This window comes from Williamsia phyllosphaerae (assembly GCF_014635305.1).
Taxonomy (GTDB): Bacteria; Actinomycetota; Actinomycetes; order Mycobacteriales; family Mycobacteriaceae; genus Williamsia_A; species Williamsia_A phyllosphaerae.
The window spans coordinates 760,787-773,330 of sequence record NZ_BMCS01000003.1; the positions used below are offsets into that span (position 1 = coordinate 760,787).

General features: G+C 68.8%; 14 protein-coding genes. 3 read left to right on the forward strand and 11 right to left on the reverse strand.

Annotation, left to right across the window (positions count from 1 at the left end; all coding sequences use genetic code 11):
* Positions 1-8: 8 nt before the first annotated feature.
* The gene (locus IEV93_RS22110; protein WP_188493045.1) at positions 9-623 is read right to left on the reverse strand and encodes a CDP-alcohol phosphatidyltransferase family protein; all 615 of its coding nucleotides are present in this window, start codon (positions 621-623) and stop codon (positions 9-11) included.
* Positions 624-651: 28 nt separating this feature from the next.
* Positions 652-3,111: an accessory Sec system translocase SecA2 gene (gene secA2, locus IEV93_RS22115; RefSeq protein ID WP_188493047.1), complete on the reverse strand. Its 2,460-nt coding sequence runs from the start codon at positions 3,109-3,111 to the stop codon at positions 652-654.
* 66 nt (positions 3,112-3,177) lie between these two features.
* Here secA2 and IEV93_RS22120 point away from each other — a divergent pair, with 66 nt between their 5' ends.
* Positions 3,178-4,671: a hypothetical protein gene (locus IEV93_RS22120; RefSeq protein ID WP_188493049.1), complete on the forward strand. Its 1,494-nt coding sequence runs from the start codon at positions 3,178-3,180 to the stop codon at positions 4,669-4,671.
* 2 nt (positions 4,672-4,673) lie between these two features.
* Here IEV93_RS22120 and IEV93_RS22125 read toward each other — a convergent pair whose 3' ends face one another.
* The 4 genes from IEV93_RS22125 to IEV93_RS22140 all read right to left on the reverse strand — a co-directional run bounded on the left by IEV93_RS22125 (position 4,674) and on the right by IEV93_RS22140 (position 7,695).
* A complete protein-coding gene (locus IEV93_RS22125; protein ID WP_188493051.1) occupies positions 4,674-5,561 on the reverse strand; it encodes a hypothetical protein in 888 nt (295 codons plus the stop codon).
* 6 nt (positions 5,562-5,567) lie between these two features.
* Positions 5,568-6,476, reverse strand: a complete 909-nt coding sequence (locus IEV93_RS22130) for an alpha/beta hydrolase (RefSeq protein ID WP_188493053.1) — start codon at positions 6,474-6,476, stop codon at positions 5,568-5,570.
* A gap of 69 nt (positions 6,477-6,545) precedes the next feature.
* Positions 6,546-7,103: a DUF1990 domain-containing protein gene (locus tag IEV93_RS22135; protein WP_188493055.1), complete on the reverse strand. Its 558-nt coding sequence runs from the start codon at positions 7,101-7,103 to the stop codon at positions 6,546-6,548.
* Between the two features lie 19 nt (positions 7,104-7,122).
* On the reverse strand, positions 7,123-7,695 hold the full coding sequence (locus tag IEV93_RS22140) for a mismatch-specific DNA-glycosylase (RefSeq protein ID WP_188493057.1): 573 nt from the start codon (positions 7,693-7,695) through the stop codon (positions 7,123-7,125).
* 33 nt (positions 7,696-7,728) lie between these two features.
* On the opposite strand from IEV93_RS22140, the gene IEV93_RS22145 reads away from it, so the two are divergent.
* Positions 7,729-8,160 carry a VOC family protein gene (locus tag IEV93_RS22145; protein WP_188493059.1) on the forward strand — a complete coding sequence of 144 codons (432 nt, stop codon included), beginning with the start codon at positions 7,729-7,731 and terminating at the stop codon, positions 8,158-8,160.
* Position 8,161: 1 nt separating this feature from the next.
* Here IEV93_RS22145 and IEV93_RS22150 read toward each other — a convergent pair whose 3' ends face one another.
* Complete coding sequence (locus IEV93_RS22150) at positions 8,162-8,509, reverse strand: VOC family protein (RefSeq protein ID WP_188493061.1); 348 nt, start codon at positions 8,507-8,509, stop codon at positions 8,162-8,164.
* An 11-nt stretch (positions 8,510-8,520) separates the two neighbouring features.
* Positions 8,521-9,009, reverse strand: coding sequence for a phospholipase A2 (locus IEV93_RS22155; RefSeq protein ID WP_188493062.1), 489 nt, complete (start codon positions 9,007-9,009; stop codon positions 8,521-8,523).
* 161 nt (positions 9,010-9,170) lie between these two features.
* Here IEV93_RS22155 and IEV93_RS22160 point away from each other — a divergent pair, with 161 nt between their 5' ends.
* A complete protein-coding gene (locus tag IEV93_RS22160; RefSeq protein WP_188493064.1) occupies positions 9,171-9,995 on the forward strand; it encodes an SDR family oxidoreductase in 825 nt (274 codons plus the stop codon).
* Between the two features lie 18 nt (positions 9,996-10,013).
* On the opposite strand, the gene IEV93_RS22165 is transcribed toward IEV93_RS22160, so the two are convergent.
* Genes IEV93_RS22165 through IEV93_RS22175 form a run of 3 tightly spaced genes read right to left on the reverse strand, consistent with a single transcriptional unit; the run spans position 10,014 to position 12,513 of the window.
* Positions 10,014-11,171, reverse strand: coding sequence for an endonuclease/exonuclease/phosphatase family protein (locus IEV93_RS22165; protein WP_188493066.1), 1,158 nt, complete (start codon positions 11,169-11,171; stop codon positions 10,014-10,016).
* 5 nt (positions 11,172-11,176) lie between these two features.
* The gene (locus IEV93_RS22170; protein WP_188493068.1) at positions 11,177-11,479 is read right to left on the reverse strand and encodes a Dabb family protein; all 303 of its coding nucleotides are present in this window, start codon (positions 11,477-11,479) and stop codon (positions 11,177-11,179) included.
* 26 nt (positions 11,480-11,505) lie between these two features.
* Complete coding sequence (locus tag IEV93_RS22175; protein ID WP_188493070.1) at positions 11,506-12,513, reverse strand: alcohol dehydrogenase catalytic domain-containing protein; 1,008 nt, start codon at positions 12,511-12,513, stop codon at positions 11,506-11,508.
* Positions 12,514-12,544 lie beyond the last annotated feature (31 nt).

Sequence of the window (12,544 nt, forward strand, 5' to 3'; positions counted from 1 at the left end):
GGAGAACCTTAGCGCGAATCGACCGTCGACATCCCACCGCCCGGTGGCATCTTCTGCATCACCAGGACGGTCTGTACCCAGTACTGCAGGAACGACCAGACGTACATGCCGGTACCCCAGATCAGGAACGCCCAACCGATGGGTCGGAAGATGTCGCCGAGCACGCCGTCGAGCTGTCCACCGAGTATCAACGGGAATCCGTACATGAGGGCGAAGGTCGCGGCCTTGCCCACGTATGTCGACGGCAACGCGGTCAGTCCCCTGGTCCGCAGCAGCGGGACGCTAAGCAGTAGCAGGAGATCTCGGCCGATGAGGATCCCGATCAACCACCACGGGATGATCTCGCGCACTCCGAGCCCGATCGGGACGATGATCATGTAGATCCGGTCGGCCGCGGGGTCGAGGAGGGCACCGAGTTTCGACGACTGGTTCAGGAGTCTGGCCAGTTTCCCGTCGGCGTAGTCGGAGAACCCGGACACGAGCAGGACCACGAAGGCCCACCCGTCGGCCTTCTCCACCAGCAGGAGCCAGAGGAAGACCGGCACCAGCACCAGACGCAGGAAACTGAGTGCGTTGGGGATCGTCAGGACCCGGTCGGCGGACTGTTGCGCCTCTGCACTCATGCGCTCAGCCTGTCACAAGGGTCCGGTGTCAGCGGAAGATGCCGATGATGCCCTGCAGCGTCTTGGCGCCACCGCCCGCGAACGGGTTGTCGTGGACCATGTAGGTCCACGTGGTGGTGGTGCGACGCAGGTCGGCGCCCTCGAGGTCGACACCGTCGGCGGTGATCGTCGCCTCGCGGAACGTGGTGCGCGCGTTGTCCACCGCCTCCCCGGGCAGACGACCGAACTCGTCGAGGATCAGCTTGTGGAATTCGTCGAGCGGGCTCTGCCTGCCGATGGACCGCAGGTGGATGCTGGCGCGGACGTCGGCGACGAAGGCCAGGTGGTCGGCCCACGCACGGTCGAGGTGGTAGAGCACGATCTCGCGCGCCGCCTGGACCAGGACATCGTGCGGCACCGGCCCGGCCGGGGCCTTGTCCTCGGTGGCCACCGCGGACTTGGTGATGGTCATCTCGGCGGCGTCGCCCGAGTCGGGGTCGGTCGCCGACGTCGCGTCGTCCGGCGCATCGGTGTCGGCGGCGCCCGCCGCCTTCTCGACGGAGGTGCCGGTCAGCTCCGCGTACCGCTCCGACTCGCTCGCCTTCAGTTCGTCGAGCGCGATCTCCGTGGTCAGTACCTCCATCCGGCGCTTGACCACGATGTCGCGCTGCTGGTTGACCAGCTTGTTGTAGCGCCAGGTGTTCGCGTGCAGTTCGAGCATGATGCCCTCGGCGACGCGCTGGGCCTGCTCAATCAGCTCGATCCCCTTCGCGCCCATCGAACCGTCCTCGGACTCGGACTCCGGGTCGCGCTTGAACGACAGGTTCCGGGTGACCACCGGGTCCTCGAGGCTGGAGAAGAACACCGAGCGGCCGGGGTCGCCCTGACGGCCCGCGCGGCCGCGCAGCTGGTTGTCGAGGCGTTCGGTGTCGTGACGTCCGGTGCCGACGACGCACAGTCCGCCGAGCTCGACGATCTGGTCACGGGCGCCGGTGGACTTGCCGTCCTTCTCGCCGCGCGAACCGCCGAGCTTGATGTCGGTGCCGCGACCGGCCATCTGTGTCGACACGGTGACGGCGTCGAGCGCACCGGCCTCGGCGATGATGGACGCCTCCTCGGCGTCGTTCTTCGCGTTCAGCACAACCGCTTTCACGCCGGCGCGGTCGAGCAGATACTCGAGCTCCTCGGATTCGGCGACGTCGTGGGTACCGATGAGCACGGGCTGACCGGTCTCGTGGATCTCCTTGACGAACGCCACGACGGCCTCGGCCTTGTTGGCCTTGGTGTCGTAGACCCGGTCGGCCTCGTCGATGCGGATGTTGTCGGTGTTCTGCGGGATCTGCGAGACCGCGAGTTCGTAGAACTGGCGGAACTGTTCGCCGGCCGCGAGCGCGGTGCCGGTCATGCCGCACACCGTCGGGTAGCGGCCGATCAGCGCCTGGACGGTCATCGTATCGATGACCTCGCCGGAATCGGTCTGCGCCAGACCTTCTTTGAGCTCGACCGCGGCCTGCAGACCGTCGGGCCAGCGCTGCAGCTGGGCGACGCGGCCCCGTGAGGCGTTGATCAGGTGCACGCCGCCGTCACGGACGATGTAGTGCACGTCGCGCTCGGTGAGGATGTGCGCGTGCATCGCGATGTTGACGTGCACGAGGGTGGTGCCGACGTGCTCCTCGTCGTAGAGGTTGATGCCGCCGAGCTCGGCCTCGATGAACTCCGCACCCTCGTCGGTGAGGAAGACGTTGCGGCCGTCGGTGTCGATCTCGTAGTGGTTGCGCTTGAGTTTGCCGACGGCGTCGTGGATCGGCTTGTCGGGCACCTCACCGGTGGTGGCGCCGGCCAGGATCAGCGGGACCAACGCCTCGTCGACGAGCACGGAATCCGCCTCGTCGATGATCGCGACATCGGGTCGGGGCGAGACGAGCTCGTCGGAGTGGGTGACGAGTTGGTCGCGCAGGACGTCGAAGCCGACCTCGTTGACCGAGCCGTAGGTGATGTCGGCGTCGTAGGCGGCCTTGCGTTCGGCGCGGGTCGACGCCTCGGAGACGAATCCGGTGGTGATGTCGAACAGCGTGAACAACGGCTTCATCTGGTTGGCGTCGCGGGTCGCGAGATAGTCGTTGACCGAGATGACGTGCACGCGGTGGCCCTGCAGCACGTAGCCGATCGCGGCGATCGCCCCGGCGAGCGTCTTGCCCTCACCGGTGGCCATCTCCACGACGTCGGCCTCGAGCAGGCGGAGGGCTCCCTGCAGCTGCACGTCGAACGGGCGCATGTCGAGGGTGCGTTCGCCTGCCTCGCGGGCGAGCGCCAGGAACTTCGCGCGGTCGGTGCCCGCAGGATCGGTGATGTCGAGCTTCTCGGCGGCGGCCGCGAACTCGGAGTCGGCCAGACCGGCGGCCCACGTGTCGTGCTCGGTCGATTCCTTGATCAAGGTGATCGATTTCGACTGATTCCGCGACGATTGCGCTCCCAGAGCGCGCCACATCCTGTTCGAGAGCTTTCCCACCGCGCCGAACTCCTCACTGTCGTCGAACCGGCGTGTCCGCCGGTCAGCGTGATCTACCGTACGCGGATGAGTCGGCGGACAATCTTCGTCCTCCGCGCTGTTGGCGCGGGCGCCCTCGTGGCGTGCGGGATCGGACTCGGTGCGAACAACGGCTGGCTGATGGCGCTGATCGTCGGGGTGCCCCTGATCGTCAGCGGGTTCGTCGTCGCGCCCCGTCCGAGTCGGGTCAGCGAACTGCCGGTGTGGTCGCAGGCCAGACCAGGGGTCGAGGCGCAGGTGGGAGCGCTCACACGAAGCACGCTCGGCGATGTCGACCGCCAGCCCTGCCTGATCACCGCGACGGTGTCGCCCGCCGACGACATCCCGTACGAGGCTCGCTGGCTCGCCTCCATGACGCGGTCGGACGTGACCGCTCTGCTCGACGCACCGCACGTCGAGCTCCCCGACTCCGTGGTCCCGCCCCGCGAACCGACCACCCCCGAGTTCGACGACGTGCCCGGCCGACGTGCGCTGATGTACCCGGCGGCCACGGTCGCGGTACTGATCGCGCTTCTCGTCCTCGTGCCCGCGTCGATGTGGCGCGTCGACGTCTCGGCGGACTCCAGCTCGAGATCGGGCGGCGGTTCGACCGGGAGGGTGTCCACCGGACAACTGGCGTCGGCGATGGAGCACGCAAGGACCCTGTCCCCGACCGCGGCCGGGAACATCCTGCAGATCAGTCTCGCCGCGGGGGGTAGCGACCGGATCAACGTGTTCCTACCGGACACGGGCCAGATCGTGTCGGCCTACCGGAGCTCCGGCTCGTGGCGCGATCAACCGCCCGCCGAGACTCGATTGCGTGGCGCGGACGCGTTCCCGCTCACTGATCTGGATCCGTTCGACCTGGACGCGGTGTCCGCGGCGATGACCGGTGACGGGGAGCGTCTCCTGAACCTGGAGATCAAGCGCACGGCTCCCGAGGAGATCCCGCTGGCAACCGCGAAGGTCGGTCCTGACGTGTTCGATCAGCGGACCGTGCAGGCACGCCTGACCGGCGAGGTGGCCGAGTCGTTCGATCCCGGTGATCTCGCGGTATCGATGCGGATCGCCGCCGACGCGATCCGCGCGGCGAAGCTCCCGACCAGCGCACCGGTCCTCACCCGCTTCGAGATCCGCGGCACCCGAGAGGGGACGCCGATCATGCGCGCCGGATCCATCCAGAACTCCGGTGGAGTGCTGATCGAGTACTCGACCGAGACGACCACCGGTTCGGTCGTCGTCCGGCCCGGCGAGTTCCCCTCGATGCCCAGCCCGCCGTACGAGAACAAGGCGGGCCGGCTGCCCCGGGGCGCCGCGGCGTTCGACCAACTCTCCGCGGCGACCTTCGCCCGCATCCGCGACGACGCGATGCGTCGGGGCGGTGTCGCGGCGTTCGACCGGACCGCCGTCGACCTCCAGGTCACCCAGGGCCGGTCGGATGACGACTACGGCCCCGTCGTCTACGCGGCGGTCGGCCCGTCCCCGGGATCCGAGGGCACCTACGGCCTCGACGGCGCCTTCCTGCGCGCTCAGCTGTACTGAGATCAGTCGGCGGTGTCGGTGAGGCACCGCTGCCACGCCTCGCGGAGCGCGAAGACCGATCGTTGGTATCGGTCCGCGTAGTCGCGGTCGTCGGGAAACCTGTCGGTGCGCAATGCCTCGGCGGCGTCCATGGCCTCCTGGAACCGCGCGACGGCGGGACGGGTCACGTCGGTGACGGTCGGTGACCGCAGCGCGAGGTCGGTGTCGAGTTCGTACGGCGCGTACTCCGACATCACCGCGTCGTGCATGCGGGTCGCGGCCTCCCAGAGGCGTTCCGCGGCGTCGTCGGTACCCGCGTCCGCGACACGGGCGATCCGCGGACCCGACGCCGCGGTGGGCGTGTCGACGACGATGTGCCGACGCGGCACGAGCGCGACGAGTCGGGCGGCGACCTCCTGCGCGGCGGGATCGGATCCCATGACCGCCACCTGCCACCGATCCACCACCTCGTCCGCGTCGGGCGCGGTGTCGAGACGGGCGACCTCGAGCTGGAGATAGCCACAGCCCTTCACCGTCAGCCGCCGGGCCGATGAGCCGCGCATCGATGAGGTCGACGTGGCGACCGCGCCGCCCGGGGCGACCGATCGCAGGCGAGCGACCGCGATCTCCTCGATGGTGACGTCCTCGTTGCCGAGGTAGATCCACTCGTCATCGACGGTGAGGATCACTGCACCGCGGCTCAGTTGCCGTCCGACCGCCGCGACCGCGATGCTGCCCACGACCGCACCCGCCACGACGCCGACCACCAGTGACGAGTCGACACGCAGGGCCCGCAGGATCACCAGTGCGCCCAGGCCGACGGCGAGCAACGCCACCGCGACCGCCGCGGCGACCCGATGTCCCACACCCAGATACTCGGTGCGTGCGGTGACCGGGATCGACGCGGACACGGCGAGTCAGACCGCGAGTTGCTCGTCGAGGAAGTCGACGTAGTCGGCGATGGCCTGCTCGAACGGCTCGCCGACGTAGATGTCGAAATGCCCGACCGGGTAACGCTTCACGGTCCCGCGGCGGGCCTGCGCGGCGTACTTCAGTGTCGGTCCGGCCGGCGCGACGGTGTCGTTGTCACACACCCCGAACAGCACGGGGGCGGTGATGTCGCGCACGCGACGTCCGGGACGTTCGAGCGGGACCGAGAGGCCGAAGCTCGCCGTCACCGCGTTGGAGAACTCCATGCCGTCGGGGACGATGCCCAGGTAACCGTCCATCACGTCCGGCGCGTTCATCAGGGCGGTCTCGCCGGGATGGCCCGCGAGCGGGACCAGCACGCGCGACCGATGGGTGACCGCCGCGACCAGATCGCGGACCGCCAACACGCTCAGCCGCATCGACGCCCCAAGCCCCTGGATCTTCGACGACGCGATGCCGTCGGTGAACGGGCACTGGGAGATCACCGCGGCGATGCGATGGTCCTCCGCGGCGACGGCTAGCACGTGCCCCCCACCGAAAGACGACCCGAAGATCGCGACCCGGTCGGGGTCGATGCCGGGCAGCGACCGCGCGTGGTCGATCGCTGCGTGCCAGTCGGCGCGTTGCTTCTTGATGTCGAGGAGTTGCCGCGGCGACCCCTCGCTGGCCCCGAAATGCCGGTAGTCGAAGACCAGGGCCGCATACCCGGCGTCCACGAATCGCTCGGCGAACGCATCGAGCCGCATCTCCTTCACGGCTCCGAGGCCATGGCCGAGCACCACGATGGGCCGGTCGGAAGCAGTGTCGGTGGTCTCGTCGGCGTCGGGGCGATACAGCCACGCCGCGCAGCGATCCGTCCCCGAAGTGAATCCGACATCCTCACGCGTATGTGTCATGCGGGCAATTATGCGGGTCGACCCGTCACCCAGTGACGGTTCCCACGGCAGAGGGCCACCGCCATCGGCTCACGGCTGCGGCAGCGAGGCCATCCCGCGCAGGTAGCGCCCGGCGACGAACTTCTGCGCCAGTGGTCCGAGTGGGCCGGCCACAGTGGTCAACCGACTGCCCGACCGGGAGAACGCCGCGACGCCGAACACGACTGTGTCGTCGTCTCGGTGCTCGACGGCGAACAATTCCTCGCCCAGCTCCGGATGGCCCGGCAGGGTCCCGTAGGCGAACCCGGCATGGCGCGGCTCGTCGACCACGTAGACCACCCGGGCCGGGGCGTGGATGCGGACGGGCCCGACGCCGATGGCCAGTCGCGCGACAGTGCCCTCGACCACCGTTGCGTCCGTGGTCGCGACGGCGATGCCTGCGCGCAGTTGCACCTGCCAGGTCATGATGGCGCGGGCGCACTGGACGAACCGGTCGTGGCCGGTACCGATCGCGGTCTCGCGTCGCTGGTGGTGGTAGCCCGACGGCATCTCGCCGCGGGTCGCACCGACCTCGAAATAGGTGTAGCCGCTCGCGCGCAGCTGCGACGCCGTGGTCGGATCGAGCGGGGTGACGGCATCGGTGCGCATACCCCCGACGGTAGCGCCGTCACCCGGCCTCGACGATCCCCGCCGCCTGTCCGACCCTGCGGTAGGCGGCGGCCAGCGAGTCGACGGTGTCGTGGGCGTTGAGTCCGCTGGGGTTGGGGACAATCCACAGCGGTGTACCGGCGAGCTGTTCGTCCTGCTCCCCCGTGACGGCCTTGGGTCGACGAAAGGCGGTGCGGTAGGCCGTGATCCCGGCGACCGCGACCACCTTCGGCGCGACGGTACGCACGGTGTCGAGGAGCCGCCGGGTCCCATCCCGCAGTTCGTCCGACGTCAGTTCGTCGGCGCGGGCGGTCGCCCTCGGGGCGAGGTTTGTGATCCCGATGCCCCGCCGCAGCAACATCTCCCGATCGGCGGCGGTGTATCCACCCGACGCATCGATCAGACGGTCGAGGATGCCCGCCCGGTGCAGAGCGGGGTAGAACCGGTTGCCGGGTCGCGCGAAATGCGCGCCTGTGGCCGCCGTCCAGAGGCTCGGGTTGATCCCCACGAACAGCAGTCGACAGTCGTCGCCGATCAGGTCGTCGACCACGGAGTCGCGGTAGGCCGCCAGCTCGGTCTGCGTGAACCTCATCGATGGAGTAGATCAGCTCGTAGACTCCTCCCGATGAGGCAGCAGGCCAGTTTCATCACCTTCGCCACCCCTGACCTCGACGCCGCGCGGGCCTTCTACTGCAGCGGATTGGGGTGGGAACCGCTTCTCGACGTCCCGGGCGAGATCTTGTTCTTCCAGGTCGCGCCCGGACTGCTCCTGGGGTTGTTCGACGCCGACAGCTTCGACTCCGATCTCGCGGGGGCGGGAAACGGGTCGACCGTGTCCGGGGTGACGATCGCCAACAACGTCGACAGCCGCGACGAGGTGATCGCCGTCGTCGATCAGATGACCGCGGCCGGCGCCACCGTCCTCAAGCCTCCTCAGGACGGTGCCTTCGGCGGCATCTTCCACGCCCACGTCGCCGACCCCAACGGCGTGATCTGGGAGATCGCGCACAATCCCGGATGGCGCGTGGAGGCCGACGGAACGGTGGTCTTCGGTTGACCTACAGGTGCGTCAGCACGTTCACGACGGTTCCCGCGCTGTCGCGGTAGAAGAACCGGCGCACGCCCCACTCCTCATCGCTCAGCGGATGCACGATCTCCAGTGACGCGTCGATGGCCGCATGGTATCTCGCATCGACGTCGGACACCTCGATAGACACCGCCGGGTTGCACGGCGCGGTCTGGTCGACGGTCATGAGGCTCAGCTGAACCCGATGGTCCGCGTCGGCGAGGGTCGCGATCCAGCCGTGGTCCATCACCACCTCCAGGCCCAGGACCGCCCGGTGCTCCGCTATCGCGGCGGCCAGATCGGTGACGGTGACGACCGGCATCACACGGGTGACTGTCATGGGCTACAGGATCACAGGTGTGCAGCGGTCACCGCAGCCCAGTAGATGTCGGCGGTGGCGTTGCAGGTGGTCAGCGCGGTCCCGGCGCCGTAGGCGTAGGCGCAGTTGGTCTTGAGGTCGGTGCGCAGGGCCGAATTGCACGCCGTGTAACTGCTACCCGAGGCGTCGGCGCGGTCGTAGCAGAGGTCATGGCGTGCGCACGGACCGCGGAAGTCGGCCGCGAAGTAGCTGTCCGGCGACGACGTGCAGTAGTCGTGGCGGGCCACGGGAGCCAGGTTCGTGTTGTAGACGTAGTTGCTCGGGATGCCGACGAACGCCGCCGCAGAGGTGGACCGCGACTGCACCGAGACAGGCGGTCCGGGGTAGACCTGCGACGCCGCCTGCGCGGCGGGGTCGATCGGGTACTGCTCGGTCGGCGTGGCCGATGCGGTGGCCTGGTCACCAAGAACGGCGATCACCAGCAGGGCGAAGGTCACGACGGCGGCGCGAATTCGATTCATTACCGGAGGTAATCACCTGCCCGTGACGCCGGCTCCCGAATTGGGCGAATTTCGTGTGAATTGCGAAAGACGTGATCGCGTTCGGGAATGACGCCGCGGGCGCACCCCGTTGCAGCGGGGGTGTGCCGCTTCTCGGCATCACCGAACGAAAGGTCGCGATCATGAGTGGAAAAGTGTGGTTCATCACCGGTACGTCCCGCGGATTCGGACGCGAGTGGGCAATCGCCGCACTCGAGCGAGGCGACAAGGTCGCGGCCACCGCGCGTGACACGTCGAAGCTCGACGACCTCGCCGCGAAGTACGGCGACGCACTGCTGCCGATCGAACTCGACGTCACCGATCGCGATGCCGACTTCGCCGCGGTCAAGAAGGCGCACGACACGTTCGGTCGTCTCGACATCGTCATCAACAATGCCGGCTACGGCCTGTTCGGATTCGTCGAAGAGGTCAGCGAGGCCGAGGCGCGCGACCAGTTGGAGACGAACGTCTTCGGCGCCCTGTGGATCACCCAGGCGGCGCTGCCCATCATGCGCGAGCAGCGCAGCGGACACATCCTGCAGGTGTCGTCCATCGGCGGCATCAGCGCGTTCCCGCTGGTCGGTCTCTACCACGCGTCGAAGTGGGCGCTGGAGGGCTTCTCCCAGTCGCTGGCCCAGGAGGTCGAGGACTTCGGCATCCACGTCACGCTCATCGAACCGGGCGGGTTCAGCACCGACTGGAGCGGACCGTCGGCCAAGCACGCGACCGAGCTCGACGCCTACGCCGATGCGCACAAGGCCGCGCAGGAGGGCCGCAAGAAGCGCAGCGGCACGCCGGGCGACCCGACCGCGTCGGCCCGTGCTCTGCTCAAGGTGATCGACGCCGAGAAGCCGCCGCTGCGTGTGTTCTTCGGTGAGGCGCCGCTCGGTATCGCCAAGGCGGACTACGAGAGCCGCATCAAGAACTGGGAGCAGTGGCAGGACGTGGCCCTCGAGGCCCAGGGCTGAGACAGCCCACCGGACGCCTCAGCGCAGGCGGAGTTCGACGACCACCGGCGAGTGATCACTCGCCGGTGGTTCGCCGTTGAGAGGCGGCAACTTCTGCGGTCGCATCGCGTCGAAATGTGCGGACGCGTAGATCCGGTCGCTGTTGGGCGGTGCACCGGCGGTCGCCTCCGACAGCCCCACGTCGGTGCACATCTCGTGCTCGCGGTCGAACTCGGCGGAGCCGTCGCGCACGTTGAAGTCGGCCCCGAGGATCGTCGGTCCGACCCACGTCGGGACGGTGTCGAGGATCGGCGCGACCTGGCGGGCAGGCTCGTCGACGCCGTCGTGTGGCGAGCTGAAATGTCCGGACAGCACCCTGATCCGATTGCCGGTCGGCGTGCAGATCACGGCATCTGTGGCGGCACGCGGCTGGTACTCGGTGCTGGCGGCGAACACGCGAGCGCGACGGCCGAACCACCCCGAGACGATGCCCGACCACATCGCCGCCGCGGAGCGAAAACGTCGAGAGGTCTTGTCGCCGAATGCGTCCGAGATGCGCAGACCTCGCGCGTCGCTGATCGTGATGCCGCTGAAGGTCAGGACTCCCGTGCCCTCCCGACGCCCGTAGACCTTCTCCGCGGCCGGGGTCATGACCGCACCCGTGGGATGCAGGCGCTTGACCAGCTGCCCGAGTGTGTCGGTCATCGTCGAGCGCAACGCGAAGTCGTCGAGCTCCTGCAGCAGGACGATGTCGGCCTCGGCGGCCCGGATCGTCGCCGCCAGATGGTCGAGGGTGCGCGGTGTCGCGAGAAACTTCCCGGGGCCGCCCATGCCCCCGTGCACGTTGTACTCCAGCACCCGCAGGGTCTCGCCGATCACCTCCGGGGTCTCGACGTGGTCGGGGCGGTAGGGGCCCAGGCTCAGCCCGATCATCTGCGACCGGACCATGCCCACCGCGAATCCGGCTGCCGCTCCGAGCAACGCCGCCGCGACGACGCCCGCGGAGGTGAACGCGCCGATCACGGCGCCGATCACGCCGCCCACCAGGAGCCACCACCCGCGATCACGGATCGTCGAGCCGATCAGGTCGATCAATCCCGGACGGTGGTCATCGAGGTCGAGCCTCGGCAGCATCGACCCGCCCGTGAGCGGGAGTCGACGGATGGTGTGGACGGTGACGTCGACGGCGAGGGTCATCGGCGTCAGATCTCGAACTGCACGCGGGCGACCTGCTCGCAGACGTCGACGATCCGTTTCCGGTGCGCGTTGTGCTCCGGGTCGTTGTCGTAGCCGCGGTAGGCGTCGATGTCCTGCCAGTCGTTGGTGATGGCGAAATCCCAGCCACCATCGCGCAGTCCGGCGTCGAGACCGGCGTGATTGGCGAGCAGTCCCGGCAGGGTCAGCGCAGCGATTCCGGCCAGGCCCGCCTCGAGCTCGACGCGGTCGTCCGCTCGTCCGTCGGGACCGCGGTCGCGAAGGCGACCCATCACCACATTGCGAATCATGTCGTCGATCATCCCGCAGTCCGTTTTCAGGGATGGACGACGGTGACCCCTCCGACGCCGGCGCCGGGTTCACCCAGCGCCATCAGCCGTGCCGGCGCATCGTCGAGGTCGACGGCGTCGCGGAGCAGGGCCTGCGGCGCCAGGGTTCCCGCGGCGATCTCGGCGAGCATCGCCGGATAGGTGTGCGCGGCCATACCGTGACTGCCCAGCAGTTGCAGTTCGCGTGCGATGACGAGTCCCATCGGGACGGCCGGTGCGACGTCGTCGCCGAGCAGTCCGACCTGTACGTGGCGTCCGCGGGGTCGCAGGCACGCGATGGACGCCCGCATGGTCGTGGCGGCACCGAACGCGTCGATGGACACGTCCATGTCCCGCAGATCGTCGGCCGACTGTGCGCTACGCGTCGCACCCAGAGACATCGCCAGGTCGCGGCTCACCGGTGACGGGTCGATCGCGACGACCGTCGCGCCGCGGGCGGCCGCGATCATCACCGCCGACAGTCCGACGCCGCCGCAGCCGTGCACGGCGACCGACTCCCCCGCCTGCACGTCCGCCACCTGGGTCACCGCCCGGTAGGCGGTCGCGAAACGACAGCCCAGGCCGGCGGCGGTGTCGAAGTCGACGTCGTCGGGCAACGCCACCAGGTTCACGTCCGCATGGTCGAGTGCGACGCGCTCGGCGAACGAGCCCTGATGGGTGAACCCGGGTTGGGTCTGGCGTTCGCACACCTGCTGATCGCCGCGGCGACATGGTCCGCAGTCGCCGCAGGCGCAGACGAAGGGCACGGTCACGCGCGCACCGATCCCCCACTCGCGGACGTCGGCCCCGACCTCGACGACGGTCCCGGCCAGTTCGTGGCCCGGCACATTCGGCAGCGGGATGTCGGGATCGTGCCCCTGCCAGCCATGCCAGTCGCTGCGACACAGACCGGTCGCGGCCACGGCCACCACCACCCCGTGCGCAGGGCAGGAGGGCTCGGCGATGTCGCGCACCGACATCGCCGCACCGAACGTCTCGTACACCACGGCTCGCACCGACTCATTGTGCTCTGTGTCGCCGACCGAC